This is a genomic window from Pseudoalteromonas citrea (assembly GCF_000238375.3).
Lineage (GTDB): Bacteria > Pseudomonadota > Gammaproteobacteria > Enterobacterales > Alteromonadaceae > Pseudoalteromonas > Pseudoalteromonas citrea.
In genome coordinates this window covers 1,077,664-1,095,884 of sequence record NZ_AHBZ03000027.1, presented here as the reverse complement: position 1 = coordinate 1,095,884, position 18,221 = coordinate 1,077,664, and the positions used below count along the sequence as shown (strand labels likewise).

Genomic DNA, 18,221 nt, shown 5'->3' with positions numbered 1-18,221 from the left:
TAAATAAAAAGGCACTGAAACAGTGCCTTATGGTCAAGCTAAAATTGAGTGTTTACTACATTTAAAATTCTGCTTTAAAGTTTATTGCAGCAGTACGTGGAGCACCGATCCACGCTGATTGATTCGCAACGCCACCTAAGTAGCTTTTATCAGTGATGTTATTGACAGTGAAGCGCAGTTCCATCGCTTTTACACCCGAAATAGGTGCTTCAACCGCAACGCCAGCATAAAAATCTGACACCACATATGCATCAATCTGTTTTGTATTTGCCGCATCCATCCAACGGTCACCGACCCACTTGGTTGAAAGACCTGCAAAGTAATTCCCCTTTTGCCAATCAAACGATACTACCGCTAAGTTTTCAGCTGAGCCAAATACCGTATTGCCTTTAGGGAACGTACTTAACCCACCAGTGTATGTTGAATCGTTATGCGTATAAGACGTATACATGCCCCATTCATTAGAAATATACCACGTCGCTGACAACTCAATACCGTTAGATTCAATACCACCAACATTTTCATACGCGCCATTGTTACCAATAGAGTAATTGATCCCATCTGGCGAATCTGGTGCTATAAAGTTAAGTCGGTTATCAAAGGTAACATCGTAATAGGTCACACTGGCATTTAATTTTTCAGATGTATAACGTAACCCTAAGTCAATATTCTCAGCCGTTTCAGGTTCAATCTCGTCCAGTGCTGACGAATCTCGCTCTAACACGGTATCTTTAATTGCCGCAAAGTTTTCAGCGTATCCAGCAAAGACCTCTAAGCCATCAATCGCTGTCGGTGCAACAATACCGGCTGATAGTAAAGTATCTGAATCAGAGGTAAGTGACGTGTTCTTGCTATTATCAAACTGATTAATGCCTTCTAAATCTACTAAGAATTTTTTCGCTCCCACACGTACTCTCGCAAGTGAAAAATCCAGCTCATTTTCAATGTACAGCATCGTGGTATCAACATTAAACTCGCGATTATATTGCACCCAGTATGGGGTATTATCAAAATTAACACTCACTCTGGCATCGATTCTTTTGTGCCAATCACGCCATTCTTCACGTTGATAATCTTCATACCAAATACCGGCGCGAACGGTATTGTCCATATCCGCAATTTTGCCATAATAAGTAAAGTCGGCATTAAAGCCTAAACGGTCTTTGCCATAATGCGTATGACGGTAAGAACCCACCGGAATGGCCCCTGCAGCGTAACATTTAGGGTCAAACTCCGCACCTGCACCGCCATAAGGGAAAGTAATACTTGAGGCACAACCCTCCATTACATTCAGTTGACGGCCTTCATTGTCAACAAAGTAAATACGTCCATTTGAGCTGCCACCAGTGTACGAGGTATTTGTGGTGATCTCGCTATGAGGTTGGTTAAATCCATCTGCTGAAATATCTTCTAAATAAGGGGGGATCCAATCACCACGGCCTTCGTTGTGATGGTAATACACATTCCCTGATAGCTCCCAGTTGCGTGCCTTATAAGTCGCTTGCACATACCCGAAAGTATTTTCGCGATGTGTTTGCCAGCCATTACGAAACACCTGATCGACATATGGTATACCTGTTATTTGGTCTGTTAACCTATCCCAAGTTGGGTCAATGGCAAACTGTTCTGCACTTATGCGTTGATAGTTAGCTTCTGTTACATCGTCATATGATGCATACGCCTTAACAGTAAGCGGGCCATTAACATGCATTAGTTTTGCTGCTAAATGGTCTCGCTCACTGTTTCCAACTTGCTGCACCCAATCGGAGTTGCTCGAACTTGAAACACTCACCCATGCATAGGTATTATCGAGCATTTCTCCGGTTTGATAACGAGCAAAATATTTCTTCGCATCAAAATCACCGTTAGTCATCGACAAAGTTAGCCCTGCTTGGTCTGTCGGATCTAAAGTCGTAAAATTAAGAGTACCACCAAGCGCTTCATTAGAGCGCGATGCAATGTCTGCTGTACCCTGAGACACCTGCACTGTGCCCAAGTTTTCAGTATCTATATAACGGTTGGCTTTTGCTCCCCCGCCATAATTTGAATTACCATTAGCAATACCATCAATTGTAATACCGATTTGCTGTTCATCTAAGCTTAATTGAAAACCTCGGATTGATACGGTCGTAGACCAATCATCTGAACCGAATGTATCCCCTTCATTAATCAGTACACCGGGTAAGTTATCAATAATAGCCAACGCACTAGTCATGGCAGCTTGTTGTTTCGACATTTCTTGGCTGGTAGCATTGTTTGCAAACGACACACTTTGCGCAACAACAGCCACTTCTTCCATTGTGTCCTCATCTGATTGTGTGTTGTTAGCTGAAACACTGGTTGTAAAGCTTGCCAAAAGTGCAGCGGTAATAAGATTGAGCGAGAGCGTATTTTTCATGATTTCCCAACTTCTTCATTTAAGGGTTAAGGTTTAACACGCGAAGCAGTATGGAGACGTTACATTACAAATAGGAACAAGTTATTTGAACGTTCAATTAATAAAAATTGAAACTAATAAGACAGTGCCACATGAACGGCGAAAGTTATCATAGGATATAAAATGAAGTGCCAAGCAACCCTGTGCTAAGACAAAATTAAGCGTATAAATAAATTGAGTAAGTACGAACCACTGCCACACTCTTGTCACATTAAAAGACGACACTATTTGTGATGCAAGGAGCTAGCGTCCCCCTAACGACTAGTCTGTCTAGTATTATATATTTTGTTATATATTGTTGGGCCATACTTTGATGGCCTTTTTTTTGCATGATTTTTCTACATAAGTAAAACTACCTGTAATAGCATAGCCCCTAAAAATTCGCATGAGGCTAAAGGAAGCCACGCCGACACATGCTTGCTTTTTATACCTGCAACGCACAGTCAGTTAACTTAACAATCTCATAAAGAGTGACGCATTCTCAATATGGCTTGTGTTTATAAACACACATAGACCAAAGTCTATCTGGCTATTATATGACCAGCAAATACAGTAATAACTCACAACATGTAAAAAGGTCATACTATGAATTTAATAAAACTCACTATCGGAGCATGTGCACTCGCATGTCTCATTAGTAACAAAGCGGCTTATTCGGCAGATTGTAGTACAGTCAACGAATACCCAAATTGGACAGCAAAAAACTGGTCAGGGCAATTTGATCATGCCAACACTGGGGACTTGATGCACTACCAAAATAAACTCTATAAAGCCAATTGGTGGACCAAAGCCATACCCGGTTCAAACCAGTCTTGGCAATATCAAGGCACCTGCTCAGACCCAACACTCCCAAAACAAGGAGCATATGATAAACATGGAAAGCTCGCCGTATGCGGCACCAAACTATGCAACAAAAACAATCAACCCATTCAACTGCGTGGAATGAGCAGCCATGGTCTCCAGTGGTATGGGCTAGACAACTGCCTCACAAACCAGTCTTTAGATGTACTAGCCTATGATTGGCAAGCTGATATCTTTAGGATCAGTCTCTACGTTCAAGAAGGTGGCTACGAAACAGATCCGGTTGGTTTTACTGCACAAGTGAATACTCTTATTGCAATGGCAAGTGACAGGGGCATGTATGCTTTAGTAGATTGGCATCAGTTAAATCCCGGCGACCCTAACTACAATCTAGCACTAGCTAAGCAATTTTTTACCGATATCGTTACCAGCAATAAGCACCGTGACAATGTATTATATGATATTGCGAATGAACCCAATAATGTTGCTTGGCAAGGTATTCGTGACTATGCATCTGAAGTTATTCCGGTGATCCGCGCCATTAAAAACGACGCAATAGTACTGGTTGGTACGCATGGGTGGGCGACGTTTGGTGCGTCAGATGGAGGAACGCTCCAAGAGGTCATTGATAACCCAGTTCCCTTTGACAATATCATGTACACATTTCATTTTTACGCCGCTTCTCATTTAGAGTTTTATCGCACAAGACTCGATAACGCCTCAGATGCACTGCCTGTCTTTGTCACTGAATGGGGCTCTCAGAAATACACTGGCGATGGTGAAAATGACTTTATCAGTACACAAGCCTATATTGATTTAATGAAACGGAAAAAAATTAGCTGGACGAACTGGAACTATTCAGATGATATTCGCAGCGGCGCAGTCTGGAAGCAAGGTGCCTGCCGCACTAGTAACTTTACTGATAGCCAGCTTAAAGAAGCCGGTATGTGGCTCAAAAATCAAATATTATTAGGTCGATAACCGCACTGCCAATATGGGCTACCACACTGCGCCCGTATTGGCTTTTAAAAATTAAAACGATGCTCTATCCTATAATTTTGCTACAAGACTCGCTATTTTTTGTTGTGCACCTTGCACAGAGTTTGTGTGACGTTCATCTGTAAATTCTTGATATTCAGATCCTACTTCGTAAAAATCCTCTACCCCCAAATAGCGGCTTAACATTTTTATATGTGGACCTAAGTGGTTCATATGCGCGCGAGCTTGTCCTGCTGAAAAGCTATGCTCGCCGCATGAAGTAAGTAATACCATGGTCTTACCTGATAGCAAAGGTTGCAGTGCGTTATCACCTAAGCTGGCATCAAATGAAAACGTTTTATTCACCCGTATTACTTGGTCAAACCAGGCTTTAAGCACTGCCGGCATACCATAATTATACATAGGCGCAGACATCACAATAATGTCTGCTTTTATTACTTCTGCTATCAAAGTGTCTGAAACCTTTAATGATCTGCGATCAACCTCGGTATTGTCTTTTTTGGCAAAGCTTGCGGCCACCCATTGTTGATCAATAAATGGAGGTGGGGTTAATGATAAATCTCTATTAATAATAATACTATCAGGATTTCTCTCTAGGTATTTAGTCGTAAAATCATGTGCCAATTTACGTGAAACTGATTGGTGTTTCGCGGTGTCACTCGTATATGCCCTTACACTACTGTCTATTTTTAAAATGCATGTCATTATATTATCTCCGTAGTAATCTACTTGGTGAACTTGCTTGTATTGTTTCTCTAATTGGTTTTTTTCACAAACGAGAAAAGCCAACCTATAGATGAGATATACTTACTTATAAATTCATTCACCGCAGGTGTATACAATCATGCAATTTGGGCAGCTCCCTTCTTTAAATAACTTAAAAGCGTTTGCAGCAGCAGCGAAATACAAAAGTTTCAAACTCGCAGCGGAAGCTTTAAATGTCACCCCAACCGCAATTTCACACCAAATAAAAAGCCTCGAAGCGCACCTTGGTGTTACATTATTTGAAAGAAAGATAAGGGCTATCACGTTAACTGAAGAAGGAGAAAAGTTAGCCACAACCGCGCTCAACATTTTTGCACAGTTGCACACTACAATTTGCGAATTAGCCACACCTAACAACCTCATTAGGGTATCGTGTTGTACATCGTTTGCCACATTGTGGTTAGCCCCGCGCTTACCTGAGTTTTATCAAAAGCACCCTAATATTCAGATAGAGATCTGTGCCAATGATCAACTTATTGATATTACCCACACACGACAAATCGACGTTGCTATTCGTTATGGCAATCGCTCCAGTGCTAAAAATGACGAGGTCTACTTAGCCACTGAATATTTACAAGCCTATTGCGCAGCCAATGCTGTAAATAACCGTTCGCAAACAAAACCAACATTGTTTGTAACACAGTGGCAAGAGACCCCAGGCCTTGCCAATCTGCAGTGGCAAGCTCACTTTGATAAAAATGATTTTAAGATCACCAGCTTTACTCAAGAGCATTATGTATTACAGGCCACACTGGCAGGACAAGGTATCGGGCTATTGAGTAACATTTTCAGCAGCACCACCGTACATCAAAACTGGTTACTCCCGATGGAGAATTTACCCAAAGTCGCAGGGTATAGTTACTCTTTGCGACTATCACGCCACGCACACAATAATCATGCTGCACGCTATTTTAGTGAATGGATGAAAAATGAGATGCAACCTGAGGCCACGTCGTGAGCGTAGCATCACACCAGCTCAGCAAAACCATTGCAAAATTTAGACTGGTACTTTGAGGCTGAGTTTAATCAGCCAATATAACAGCACTCATCTCACTGGGCATTTTCTGAATTTACTAACGCGATAATGCGTTTAGCTTTTTCAAAATGGTCAAGCTGATGAGTTTGGATCCACCAAGTAGCCGCTTCCATTAAAGAGTCAGGATCGTCGTTCTTATTGGCAAAAAAAGCATAAAAAGATACACCAACTCCGTCGCCTTTCTGTGCTATTTTTTTATGACACACTTGAATAATTTTTTCTCGTAATACCGCACGCATACTAGGCGACTTCCTTATATCGTTTATTCATTGATTAGTAACTGACATTTTAACACTGTTAGTTTTGATTATCAGGTTGAATAATTGGAGGTTTCCCTCTGCTTCCTTAATACTCGTAGTGTTAAAACAGTCCAAATACTTTTATACTGAACATAGACACTTTTACTGCCCAGCTAATCATGCATCATTTAGAACAAGATACTCACGCCAAGTATTTACTAGACGAAATAACCACCCCCTCTGACACTGTATTTGTATACGAAAACAGCAACTATCGATGGCTAACCTTTTCAGACAAAATTATTCAAGGCGTGATGTCTTTAGTGCGCCCCGAGCAAGTTGTGTCACCCATAAGCCAAGCATTAATGCTCTTTTTATTGACTGAGCAGTCTAGTTTCCGTTTGCTAAATTTAGGCTTAGGGACTGCCGCCATTGAGCGGGGGCTGCAATATTTGCATGATAAACAACAAGTAACTATACAAGATTGCGTCACCGTTGAATTGAGTGACACAGTAAGCCATTGTGCCAAGAAGCACTTTAATTTCAGCGCCAAAAGCTTACACACTGAATGTGCACAGCATTATATCAACACCACACAGGCACAGTTCAATGTGATTGTATTAGACATTGTGCACACACAGTATGAGAATGATTTCTTACAGCAAGCATCACTTTGGGAAAAGATCACCCAAATACTCGACCCTGATGGACAAATACTCTTTAATTTCAACGCTTACTCTGAGCATGCATTGATCATGTTACTCAAGCTCATTCGCCCACACTTTCGCACCATTGATATCATTGAGTTTTACAATTATAAGAATATTATTATTCGTGCACATAAATCGTCAACGTTCAACCTAAGCCTACACAACATCAATCAGAGTAATACTCTCTCGACTATCGCTCCAAACTTTTTACATAACGTTAAAAATATATTCAAGGTATAGGCAGCGTCAGTTCAACTCCGTAACGCATCAATATATTTCGATCTTGAGCTTGCTGCATATTCATGTGGCGCAAAGTAAGCACTAGCTTCATCCAGTAAATCAATCGCACGTTGCAGTGTTGTCATCTCACCCTCGGTTAACTTATCAATGCCTGATAAGTGCTGTATGGTCTTAATCGCCACTTCTTTTTTAACAATTTCAGCGACCCGTCCAGTGCGCGTGCACACGCCATACGTTCCCGCTATAAAATAATGAAACTGCTCGTTAATATAACTATCTAGCATCATGCTTTTAGCTGCATCATTGCGCACATATCCCTGTATTTTTAGCGCCTCATACTCACGCAAAAAGCATCCCTTAAAATGCGCGTAAATCGTTTGTTCATTTGAGAGCGCTCGGACATCAGTGATCCACTGTACACAACCCTGCGCATAATAGGTGCATTGTGTATTTGGTACCGTATGCTCACCAAAGTAAGAGTGGCAGCTTAACGAAAAACCCAATTGATATGAAGGTTTAGGGATCGCACCTTGTTCCAGTAGCTTATAGAAGGCAGCCTCTGATATATTCGCTTGGGCAATCAGCTGTGCTTGAGATAAAAAGTTCCTTTGTAAATACCTCCCCAGCGCCACAATTTCTTCAACAGTATTTTCCATACTCGCTCCTGTATACATAACAAAGTATGCATGCACAGTACACTTAACATAAACAGTATACTTCGTTGCTCATCGAAGCATCGGCTACAATTTTATTGCGCTGTATCAAGGGTTAAAATAGCACTATGATTTAAGTGAGTATTTAGTTAAGGTACTGAAAAACATAACCATGAGTTAACAATGGAACCCGATATCGCCTCTTTAGCAGCCATGATAGCCGACCCCTCGCGAGCAAAAATGCTTACAGCATTACTTAGCGGCAAAGCACTCACCGCTACAGAGCTTGCCCTAGAAGCTGATATAACCGCACAAACAGCCAGCAATCACCTCGCTAAGCTACTAGAAAAAGAGCTATTAGTGGTACGCAAACAAGGTAGGCATAAGTATTTTCAACTTGCAGGGGAACATATTGCGCGACTGCTAGAAAACTTAATGGTATTAAACCACAACATTACCAGTATAAAAACAGGGCCAAACGACCCCAGTTTAAAAGTGTCACGCGTGTGTTATGACCATATGGCAGGAGAAATTGCGGTGGCACTATATGCTGCATTGTTAAAGCAAGAGATCATTATTGATAAGGTCGATCACTGTACTTTGTCGCCGGCCGGCGAACGCTTTTTTATCACTTTAGGCGCGGATTTTACCACCATAAAAGCCACCACAAGGCCTGTCTGCAGGCCTTGTCTTGATTGGAGTGAACGGCGTAGTCACTTAGCTGGCACACTTGGCCAGTGGATACTCAATGACGCACTACACAAAGGGTGGGCTGAGCGCGACCTCGTTACCCGAGCCATTCATTTTAGCCCTCGGGGCAAGCGAGCTTTTTTTAACTGCTATGCCATTGTATAACATCACTTTGCAATGCCTTCTTGCACCAATGCCTGTAAAGCCATTAACGCTTTTTCGCCATCATGCTCATTGATGAACACATGGTCATGATAATACGCCGCAATCACATTAGCACTGACATTCACTTGCGTGAGCTTTGCTGACACAGCCGCTGTTAACCCAACCGCATCGAGACTTGAATGCACCATCAAGGTAATACAGTTAAAAACCCCCGTATATGCGATGCCAAACTCATCGGCTTTTGCCTGTGTTAATACCACCGTTAAGCCCTCTTTTTCTTGAAAAGTGCTCACCGGTGTTAACTGGGCCAAAAGTGTATAATCCCAATTTTCTAAAGTCGCAAATATATAGCGCTCATTCGCTAACTCAGGCTCCATTGTGGCAATTAATTTCGCTAAATCAGTTTCACCAGACATTATTTATCCTCAAAGGTTTATTATTTATATTAAGACGGTCTTAAAACCATAGGCCGTTAAAAGATCCAACAATAGAGAGGTAATGAAGGTATGAAAAAACTATCATGCAAGCAACATTAACACTCTATTCAATATTGGGGTCGTCCCCTGAACAAATAGAGCGGTGAGGTCGTCCTCACTTCGGGCTAAACACATTTTTATTCTGATTTAATGACTATATCAAACACTCACCTTAAATCACACATCATATAATGGTAAATAGCAGCACGCTAACCAGCCTCATCTTTGGCTCATGAACCCTACACTGTAATCGCCTGTAATAGCAAGCCACACTATATAGCCCTAGAATAATGTTCTCTGAGGATACCAGTTATATAAACTTTATTATTACAAGGAGTGATGCCAACGAAGGGGACACCTTTACGATGAAAAACAGCCATAAATCAATATTAATACTATCGAAACCTACTGCACTAACTATTTTTAAATAACCTATTTATCGGGATAAATATAATGTCTTCAAATATTGAAATTACTTATATCAATAAATCAATGAACAAAGATTTACCAAAAATCTTTGTCTTTACTAAAAACGAAACGCCTACCTTTGATGCGTTAAAAGAAGGTGTCGCCTGGCGAGTGATCCCAGATATTGATCGCGCATCTTCTAGTACTTTTTCTTTCCCAATTGAAACCAGTGTGGGTGCAACTTGGCAGGGTGGTCAAAATCAAACCAAAGTGCTTAATTCAGTTATTGGGAAACGTTATACGGTAATTAAAGATGATACAGGTGTAGTGCTTGCAGCCAATGGCAATGCTTCAGATACAAAAGCAATTGATGTTAACAATGATGTACAGGTGCCTAATGGGATCTGTGCTCAGCTGTATAAAGACGGCAAGTTAATGATGGAAAAGAAAATTGTCGGTTTTGGTCAAAAAGCGACTTTTGTACTTAAGCCTAAATTATATTGGGGTGTGGCTTCAGAAATTGAAGAAAGTCAGTTATTAAATTCAGCGGTACTGAATACCAATAGCTTTTTTGAACAAGATCTGGAAGGTGTCAGCAAGGCAACCATTTCATTGAATGGCAATGCTGAAGAAGGTTACACCTTTAAAATTGAAAGTCAGGAATAAGCTTATAACTGAACGAAAATGGGCCAACGTCTTTGGTTGACCCATAATAGATATTTATCTCTTTTCAGGTATTACCCAAAAAGTCGTTTACTGAGATTTCTTTTTTGTTACCTTTTCTTTATGACCAATTACACGTAACGACCACCCTTTCAATGTGCCAGCATCGGCATTATTTTCATTGTTAATTGTCACTGTAGGACCATTAGTTTGGTTCAAAATGAAATTACGATCTGCGTTACTGATATCTGTAATATGAAGCTTCCACTCACCATTCATGGCGTTAGATTTTTCATTCCAGAACTTATAACTTAGCATCAAGTGATCATTGTACCCGTTATATAAGGCATCTTTTGTTACATCAATACCTTGATATTTGGAAATAGCTCGACCAACTAAATTATTATATGGTGACATTAAGATACTGCGAGTCCCACTGGGTGATTCAAGCTCAATCTTCAAATCTGAAATTCGCGTGTGGTCAATATCTAGACGCACTTGAACCGCTTCAACAAATAGATCCTCATCAATTGATACCGTGTCTGTCACCGTCTGCGCATCATCTGAAATAGCAATATTTTTTTGACTATCGATACCATGCCAAGGCGTCATGATTAATTCAGACGGTAAATCTGTGATTGCGTGACGACGAATAAGCTCCACAGCTTTATCTACATCAACTAAACCGAACCCATAATAAGGAGAATAACTCACGCTTTCTTGCGCATTATTTTGTGACCAGCCTTCTAACCCTACAACATCACCGATTAAAATATCTTGATAATTTGGGTCTATCTTAGTCGCTGTTCTTGCAAGTAAATGGCGAATATCTCGGGCAGATAAGTCATGATTTTGCTGCTTTGCAGCAGAAAGCATAAGCGCAATAGCACCCGATGTATTCGGCGCCGCTGACGATGTGCCATTCATGCTATAACTATACTCAGCACGACTTGCCATATAGCCCACAATAGAAATTGTTGGGTTACGAATTTGCAAAAAGACTAAGTAAGCTAGGTCGTTCGTATTGGCACCAAAAGACGCTGAAATTGCTTGCTTATCTTGCACTGAAACCTGAGTATCACTTTCCTGCAAATGCGCTAACAACATAAAGTCTTTACCGTAAAGTGCTCGGTATTTTTCTGATATGACGTATAACGTATCAATCGCATCAATGTTTGCACATGCGATGCGATTAAAGGTATTTGTGTCTAACTCCCCTCTAAGCTCAAGTAACTCACAAGTTAACGTGGGCGTAACATGCCCTGGTGTCCCTTGATCATTTCCACCTGGTGCAGTCAAAAACACATTACTGCCTACTGAAGAGTACGAAGAAAGCTGACCATCTGCATTAAGTGCACTTACCGTCAGATTCCAGTAGTTAGCTTGTTCAAAATCAACATTGGAGTTATGCCACGGTAAACCAAAGTTATTATTGCCCGGATTGCTATGCCCTTTAAAAATAAGCCCGTTATCACCGAAGGCATGTACACGAGATCCGGTATAACCATTCCCTGCAGATTTAACAAATGTGGCTTCTCGTGGATCTAAAACATTACTGGTAGAAACTTGCTCTAAAACACGCATGCGATCAGCTTGATCGATCAGTAGTACTTGCTCACCAGCAGCAGTCGATATTGTTTGAGCGTATTCATAGGGAATACTGATTGCCTGACTTACACCGTAACTTTGGTTAAATACTCGAATTTCATCTGTAATAGTGTGTGTGTTGATATCACCATCATCACCATGACTAACCTTCCACTGGGCGTGGCTATCTACTGCACCGCCAAAATTTGAATATGAAATAATTTTCGCACTTGGTGCAACGCCTCGAGCCCCTATATCATTCATAACAGCCGCAATAATGCCGCCTACCATAGTGCCATGAGACCCAGATACATCTTCATTGGTATTGGGGTCAATGATCACATTGTCAGCTAAATCAGGGTGAGATAATTCAACCCCGCTATCAATAACTGCAACTTTAACATCTTGACCTAAATGGCCCCAAATATGGGTTTGCCATAAATTCAAGTCAACACCAGCAACCGTCCCTGCTCGAGTACCATTATTTAACAAGTTCCATTGATATTGCACTAATGGATCGTACTTTAAATCAATCCATCGATTATCATAGTCGCGGTCTGTCGTCGCGTTGGCTTGAAATACAAGAGCAGCCGATACTGCACACGTTAAAAGGGCGAGTTTATTTCTCATCAGACTTCCTTCGTCATATTTAAATTATTGTTTTATCGCAAAGTTTCTTGGGCCAGAACATTCGCTAATAAAATAAAACCCAATAAATACTCAAAAATAACACTAAGCGAAAAAATAACAGTAAATCCCTCGTTACTTTATTCAAAACCACCAAGAATTACTGTAAAGGTCCTACATAAGTTTCTTTAATAGAAATTAAAAACCTCGCTTCATAGTTAGAATAAGCTATTAGTAAAAATGCAGTAATAATGAACTGAGTTTGGCGAAAATATGCGGCAATAATTTCTCAACCCTATACAAAACCAACCACTAAACATATTAAAATTACGAAGTATTTAACTGAGCTTATTTGTAAAAGAATCGCGCCCATCATTCTTATCAGCTTTTTTAATATGGTTTATTACGTAAAAAAAGATATGTCGAATTATGTAATGCTCTGTAATACCAAAAACTTAACAAAAAAGTAAACTTATAATTTCATTTTGTTGGCATCATTGATAACTTCAATACAGCCATTTTAATAAGCAGATAAAAAAGTTATAAGGAATAGCTTAATGGATAAGTTCACGAATGGGCGTATTAATATTAATGCGCATGCGCTGCAATTGCTGAGAAAAAAAAGCCTTAAGTCAAGAGCAGCTAGCTAAAGAATGTACCGATAAAAGATTGTTTATTTCGGTTTCATCAATAAAAAGAGCCGAAGCCGGAGAGAAAATACTCTATCGTACACTGTCGATTTTTGCGCGTTTCTTTCAAGTCAGTATTGACGTATTACTGCCGAATTCTCCTACCCCAACTTGGTTATATAATCATTTAATCAGTAAATCTTTAGAACCTTGTTTAGGCAGAGATTGGGAACTGCACCAACTGCACTCCTTATTAAGCTACGTGAGCAGGAAAAACCACTCTAAAACAATTTACATTTACGGTATAACTGGCTGTGGAAAAACCCATCTATTGAGTCACTTTGCTCAGTGCATTAGAGCTGCGGGACATTTTGATTTAGCCTTTAGCCAACAAGGTTCTTCTGTCATCCGTGCGCTTAAGTTTTCGATTATTAATTTTATCAAACAACTACTGCACATTGATCATACGGCCACTGACGCAGCAGTTAAAGAAAAAGTAAACTTGGTTTCCAGAACATCTCTGGGCTATATGCGCATGCTACAGTTGTTAGCGTTTGATTTGAATAAAAATCAACTCAATACCCTATCACAACAAACACCGCATCAAATCACGAAAATTGATAGACTCATTGCTGACGATTTAATGCGTTATGCTGCGCACAAGCGTATTACATTAGTCACCATAGATGATGCACAGCATTTAACCCAGACCCAACTGCAATTTCTGCGCTTATTTACTGAAGTAGAATACCCGCAGCCGATTTTATTTATTATCCTGGCCCAGCCGCAAGGTTTATTTACTTCAGTACCAGAATGGCTATCACTTGCGCACACCATGCCCTTACAGCAACTCAACCAAGATGCACAGACCCGCTTAGCAAAGCACTGCCTTGCCAAAAAAGGGCTGCCTATAGCCAAATATCAAAACAAATTAAAAATGGCCATAGAGCGTGCTGCCGGCAACCCCGCCTTTTTACAGCAGCTGCTTCTTTCGTCCAATGCACAGCAATGTACTCCACTAGATTTACAGCTATTGATAGACAATACACTGACCAATATGCCAGCTGAACTCACAGAGTTGTTCCAGTTTTCAGCGTTGCAAGGGTTTCATTTTAATGCCAGCCAATTAAGTCAATTTACACAAAAAAAACACACTCGCTCACCGCTGTGCTTAACGCAAAAAATGTTATGCAGTGGTTTAGTGGTACGTAAATCGGATCATTACAGCTTCTCTCACCCTTTAATATGGGAAGGCATTAGAAACTATCAACCTCGAGGTATGACAAACCCGGTATAAAAAAGCTAAATAACACAAGTGAGCCGGATCTGAGCCGATATAAAGAACGATAAAAAAATATCTTTTCGTTGAAGCAAATGGTATGCGCAGTCACATAACCAAAATTTTTGCCTGCGCATGTTTACTCTCCATTCAATGAAAGGAAAAATCATGTCTGTACAGTTAAAAATAACACCCAACATAATCCCGTGGATTGGCAAAAGTGATGCACTTTTTAAACTAAAACAAGATATTGAAAAACTAGCTTGTTCAACCATTCCCATCCATATAACCGGAAAATCAGGGACAGGTAAATCACTTGCAGTACAACAAATACATCAACATTCGCCACACCAACGCGGCAAACTGGTTATCTCGTGTTGTAAATCGTGGGCACCAGAGAACAGCAGAGTTGAGCTTGACTCATTGATCAATCAAGCCTGTCATGGCACCGTTTACCTGAAGAATATTGATGCACTCAGTAGCGCACAATTTGAACAGATTAAAGATTACTGGTTACTTGATAATCCCCTCAGTAATGCTGTTAGACTCATTACATCAACCAGCCAATGCTCCACGACGGAGGTAGGCCAAGTCGATACTTCGCTTACTTGGCTACAATACTATTGCCTCACGTTAGTGTTACCTTCTTTATCGCAACGCAAAGGGGATGTCGAGCCACTGATAAGTTATTATCAAAAGACCGATCTACGTATCGGGCAATTAAAATTAGAAAAGTCTGCTATCTCATTGCTTACTAACTATAGCTGGCCCGATAATGTAAAGCAGTTAAAACGGTGCTTAGAAAAGCTCACCTTTGTTGACGACAACACCGAGATCACAAAACAAGCACTCATTGAAGTGTTTCCATGTATGGCACCCAATTTTGAACATCATACGCAGTCAAACTCTGATATCTCTGCCCCTTTACAATCCCCTCTAGCAGAAGCCCATGCTGACCTAGAGACTGAACTCGCAGTATACTTTCAAACCCCTAATACGACTTCTTTACAAGTGGATAAAACAACAATACGTTCTCAGGGCCACCCGGCATTGCAAAGGGCACTAGATTACTTAGAAGCACACTACACACAACCCTTGAGTTTAAGTGAGGTCGCAGAATGTGCGTGTGTTAGCCCGTCACATTTATCGTTTCTATTTAAGCGCTACATAGGCCGTTCATTTAAACAAACGCTACTGCGCATCCGCATAAATACCGCGATGGCGCTGTTCAGAGAGAACCCATATAGCCAAGTCACCGAGGTGTGCGATGATGTTGGCTTTTCTGATTTAAGCTTTTTTGTTCGCAAATTTAAAGCCGTTGTGGGGGTTAGCCCTGGGGTATACCGAGATCAAAGAGCAAAACATTAGTCACATACAGCATGTAGTAGCAGGTGAAGTTTGACTGTTATTCAATGGTTAAACTTCCTCTGTAAACACAATACAAACTACGTGAATTAACTCCTCCTATTTATTGCCTGTTTTTACCAATTAGCTTACGCGTTCTTACCAATCATCCAATCTGTGCAGTACGTATACTGAGTTCAGTGCTTAGGCAAGGTGAATAAGTTTTTATTGCTTAAGAGAAACACGTTTATTCATTTGATTATTAACATAAAACAAAAAGGTTTAATTATGGCATTTCCAACCGCAGTGAACGACCAAATTACAGACTCTGTCACCCAAGCCAATGTAAAAGTGCTCGGTGATGCGCCCGCTATGTCAATGGGTAACTTATTTCAAGCGACCTCACAAGCACTGGCAAACGCTGCGCATAATGCAACGTCGGCACAACAGCAAACGTCAGTAACGGCTCAGGCTGCGACCACCATGGGGGTGACTACGTTGTACTCAATTGATACAGCAACCACTGGCGTCGCAACCAAAGATATTCTTACCCCAAGTAATAAAGTCGCAGGGTTAGGTTAATAACTCGGTCAATAATTTTAACTTATAGGATATTAATATGGCATTTCCAACAGCCGTGAACAGTCAAATAACCGACTCAGTAACACAAGCAAATGTACAAGTTTTGGGTGACGCGCCTTCCGTCGCAATGGGTAACTTATTTCAAGCGACATCACAAGCCCTTGCTAACGCGGCCCACAATGCCACCACAGCGCAGCAGCAAGCAAATATTACGGCGCAAGCCGCCACCACAATGGGGGTAAGCTTACTTTACTCCATTGATACCGCATCTACTGGTATGGCAACAAAAGCAATTCTTGGCTCATAATATTTCAGCTAAGGTGTTTTTCGTCCCCAGTAAATACCCCTGTAATCATAATGGTTACATTTTAAAACTTTAAAACTTTAAAAAGGAATAATACTATGGCATTTCCAACAGCAGTAAACAGTCAAATTACCGATTCAGTATCTCAAGTAAACACAAAAGTACTCGGTGATGCACCGGCGCTTGCAACTGGCAATTTTATGATTGCAACAAGCCAAGCATTGTCAAATGCTGCGCATAACGCAACGTCTGGGCAACAGAACAATGGCATTACAGCACAGGCTGCACTGGTTCAAGGTGTGAATACGCTCTTTAGCGTAGATACAGCTGCAACGGCCACGGCAACACATAAGATATTTCGCTAATCAGTGAGTATCGCAGCATTGCTTAGCTTTAATCGGCAGTGCTGCACCCAAAACGCGTTAATGACTTTGCCAACTAAGATACACGCTTGATCTAAAGAGGCTACATAATGACCGACTCGCTCTATTCAGTAGACATCGCAGCCATCGCAATGGCCAACTCCATCGCCTTATTGATGGAAAATGCTGTGAGCAATGACAAAAATGCGCAGTTAACTCAGAACGCGGCGGTAACACAGTGTTGTGTACTGATGGTATGCGCGGGTGCAGCACAAGCAGCAGTCGCACCTAAAAGTTAACGTCAATCTCAAGAAATAAACCAGTAAGGACTATAAAAATGAGCACAGTTAACGATCAAATAACAGATTCAATCACACAACTCAATGCATTACTCACCGGCGGAGCCGCGGCACAATCTATGGGCATGCTCGATATAACGGGTACAGAAACCTTAGGTATGTCTATGTTTAACGCCATTACAGCGCAGCAAAATGCACAGACTTCAGCATCCGCCGCTGCCACTGCCAGTTGTGCAAAAATGCTAAACATTGAATTACCAAAACCGCTGCCTGAAAAAAAGCTCAAAGCGGATGCAAAACAGACGATTGCCGATTTAACGCATGCAATCACCGCAGTACAAAAAATTGAGCCCGCACTTAAAAAATACGAGGCCACTTTGCCTTCAAACACAAGTGAAGGCGGTACAAAAAAATCAAGTTCAAGTGACAGCGCATCAAGCTAGCCTAAATCGTTTATAAATAAAAACAGGTATTGAGTGTGTAAACAACGCACTTCAGTGAATATAGATAAAAAGGTAACTAACCATGTCTAATACCACACAAGTTAACCCACAAGTTGTCAATGCTCTGGAGGTTATTCAGCACAGTGCACTGTCTGGTGAAACCGCAAAGTTATCAGGGGCAGGAAAAGCCTTTCAAGCCGTCTCGCAATCCTCAGCCATTGCAATACAAGACGCGACCGATAATTTACGAAATATAAATACTATGGCCACCACTGCAATGGGCGTTGCCATGGCGCAAATGCTAGCTACGGGGGATGTTGCTAAATATAGTCCCATTATTGCCGCCGCCAATACCATGGTAAAAGACGGGGCTGATAACTTCAAAACGGTGAGTACCAACGCAGGGTCATTATTAGATCAATTCCCTACCGAGGCCAACACGCCCCCGTCATCTAATAGTTAAAACAAGAACAGAGAGTAAAT

At 41.0% G+C, this 18,221-nt stretch carries 19 protein-coding genes; 13 read left to right on the top strand and 6 right to left on the bottom strand.

What is annotated here, in order from left to right:
* Nucleotides 1-61: 61 nt before the first annotated feature.
* The gene (locus tag PCIT_RS22700) at nucleotides 62-2,398 is read right to left on the bottom strand and encodes a TonB-dependent receptor (RefSeq protein WP_010366106.1); all 2,337 of its coding nucleotides are present in this window, start codon (nucleotides 2,396-2,398) and stop codon (nucleotides 62-64) included.
* A gap of 624 nt (nucleotides 2,399-3,022) precedes the next feature.
* On the opposite strand from PCIT_RS22700, the gene PCIT_RS22695 reads away from it, so the two are divergent.
* A complete protein-coding gene (locus PCIT_RS22695; protein ID WP_010366108.1) occupies nucleotides 3,023-4,219 on the top strand; it encodes a cellulase family glycosylhydrolase in 1,197 nt (398 codons plus the stop codon).
* Nucleotides 4,220-4,288: 69 nt separating this feature from the next.
* On the opposite strand, the gene PCIT_RS22690 is transcribed toward PCIT_RS22695, so the two are convergent.
* Nucleotides 4,289-4,942, bottom strand: coding sequence for an FMN-dependent NADH-azoreductase (locus PCIT_RS22690; RefSeq protein ID WP_010366110.1), 654 nt, complete (start codon nucleotides 4,940-4,942; stop codon nucleotides 4,289-4,291).
* Between the two features lie 139 nt (nucleotides 4,943-5,081).
* Between PCIT_RS22690 and PCIT_RS22685 the strand changes: the two genes are divergently transcribed.
* On the top strand, nucleotides 5,082-5,960 hold the full coding sequence (locus PCIT_RS22685) for a LysR family transcriptional regulator (protein WP_010366112.1): 879 nt from the start codon (nucleotides 5,082-5,084) through the stop codon (nucleotides 5,958-5,960).
* A gap of 92 nt (nucleotides 5,961-6,052) precedes the next feature.
* On the opposite strand, the gene PCIT_RS22680 is transcribed toward PCIT_RS22685, so the two are convergent.
* On the bottom strand, nucleotides 6,053-6,277 hold the full coding sequence (locus PCIT_RS22680) for a DUF6500 family protein (RefSeq protein ID WP_010366116.1): 225 nt from the start codon (nucleotides 6,275-6,277) through the stop codon (nucleotides 6,053-6,055).
* A 179-nt stretch (nucleotides 6,278-6,456) separates the two neighbouring features.
* On the opposite strand from PCIT_RS22680, the gene PCIT_RS22675 reads away from it, so the two are divergent.
* Nucleotides 6,457-7,227: a class I SAM-dependent methyltransferase gene (locus tag PCIT_RS22675; RefSeq protein ID WP_010366118.1), complete on the top strand. Its 771-nt coding sequence runs from the start codon at nucleotides 6,457-6,459 to the stop codon at nucleotides 7,225-7,227.
* Nucleotides 7,228-7,238: 11 nt separating this feature from the next.
* Here the strand turns inward: PCIT_RS22675 and PCIT_RS22670 are convergent, their stop codons facing one another.
* Nucleotides 7,239-7,883, bottom strand: coding sequence for a DUF6058 family natural product biosynthesis protein (locus PCIT_RS22670; RefSeq protein WP_010366120.1), 645 nt, complete (start codon nucleotides 7,881-7,883; stop codon nucleotides 7,239-7,241).
* 180 nt (nucleotides 7,884-8,063) lie between these two features.
* On the opposite strand from PCIT_RS22670, the gene PCIT_RS22665 reads away from it, so the two are divergent.
* Nucleotides 8,064-8,735, top strand: coding sequence for an ArsR/SmtB family transcription factor (locus tag PCIT_RS22665; protein ID WP_010366122.1), 672 nt, complete (start codon nucleotides 8,064-8,066; stop codon nucleotides 8,733-8,735).
* Nucleotides 8,736-8,737: 2 nt separating this feature from the next.
* Here the strand turns inward: PCIT_RS22665 and PCIT_RS22660 are convergent, their stop codons facing one another.
* Nucleotides 8,738-9,151, bottom strand: a complete 414-nt coding sequence (locus PCIT_RS22660; protein ID WP_010366124.1) for an ACT domain-containing protein — start codon at nucleotides 9,149-9,151, stop codon at nucleotides 8,738-8,740.
* A gap of 513 nt (nucleotides 9,152-9,664) precedes the next feature.
* Between PCIT_RS22660 and PCIT_RS22655 the strand changes: the two genes are divergently transcribed.
* Nucleotides 9,665-10,285: a hypothetical protein gene (locus tag PCIT_RS22655; RefSeq protein WP_010366126.1), complete on the top strand. Its 621-nt coding sequence runs from the start codon at nucleotides 9,665-9,667 to the stop codon at nucleotides 10,283-10,285.
* Between the two features lie 87 nt (nucleotides 10,286-10,372).
* Here the strand turns inward: PCIT_RS22655 and PCIT_RS22650 are convergent, their stop codons facing one another.
* A complete protein-coding gene (locus PCIT_RS22650) occupies nucleotides 10,373-12,499 on the bottom strand; it encodes a S8 family serine peptidase (RefSeq protein WP_010366128.1) in 2,127 nt (708 codons plus the stop codon).
* Nucleotides 12,500-13,165: 666 nt separating this feature from the next.
* Between PCIT_RS22650 and PCIT_RS22645 the strand changes: the two genes are divergently transcribed.
* The 8 genes from PCIT_RS22645 to PCIT_RS22610 all read left to right on the top strand — a co-directional run bounded on the left by PCIT_RS22645 (nucleotide 13,166) and on the right by PCIT_RS22610 (nucleotide 18,201).
* Entirely contained in the window at nucleotides 13,166-14,422 is a 1,257-nt protein-coding gene (locus PCIT_RS22645; RefSeq protein ID WP_010366130.1) for an AAA family ATPase, read from the top strand.
* Nucleotides 14,423-14,572: 150 nt separating this feature from the next.
* Nucleotides 14,573-15,772: an AraC family transcriptional regulator gene (locus PCIT_RS22640; RefSeq protein WP_010366133.1), complete on the top strand. Its 1,200-nt coding sequence runs from the start codon at nucleotides 14,573-14,575 to the stop codon at nucleotides 15,770-15,772.
* Between the two features lie 264 nt (nucleotides 15,773-16,036).
* Nucleotides 16,037-16,330, top strand: a complete 294-nt coding sequence (locus PCIT_RS22635; protein WP_010366135.1) for a RebB family R body protein — start codon at nucleotides 16,037-16,039, stop codon at nucleotides 16,328-16,330.
* A gap of 37 nt (nucleotides 16,331-16,367) precedes the next feature.
* On the top strand, nucleotides 16,368-16,637 hold the full coding sequence (locus tag PCIT_RS22630; protein WP_010366137.1) for a RebB family R body protein: 270 nt from the start codon (nucleotides 16,368-16,370) through the stop codon (nucleotides 16,635-16,637).
* A 95-nt stretch (nucleotides 16,638-16,732) separates the two neighbouring features.
* Nucleotides 16,733-16,999 carry a RebB family R body protein gene (locus PCIT_RS22625; RefSeq protein ID WP_010366139.1) on the top strand — a complete coding sequence of 89 codons (267 nt, stop codon included), beginning with the start codon at nucleotides 16,733-16,735 and terminating at the stop codon, nucleotides 16,997-16,999.
* A gap of 107 nt (nucleotides 17,000-17,106) precedes the next feature.
* The gene (locus tag PCIT_RS22620; protein ID WP_010366141.1) at nucleotides 17,107-17,295 is read left to right on the top strand and encodes a RebB family R body protein; all 189 of its coding nucleotides are present in this window, start codon (nucleotides 17,107-17,109) and stop codon (nucleotides 17,293-17,295) included.
* A 38-nt stretch (nucleotides 17,296-17,333) separates the two neighbouring features.
* A complete protein-coding gene (locus PCIT_RS22615; RefSeq protein ID WP_010366144.1) occupies nucleotides 17,334-17,738 on the top strand; it encodes a RebB family R body protein in 405 nt (134 codons plus the stop codon).
* 82 nt (nucleotides 17,739-17,820) lie between these two features.
* Nucleotides 17,821-18,201, top strand: coding sequence for a hypothetical protein (locus PCIT_RS22610; RefSeq protein ID WP_010366147.1), 381 nt, complete (start codon nucleotides 17,821-17,823; stop codon nucleotides 18,199-18,201).
* Nucleotides 18,202-18,221: the final 20 nt, after the last annotated feature.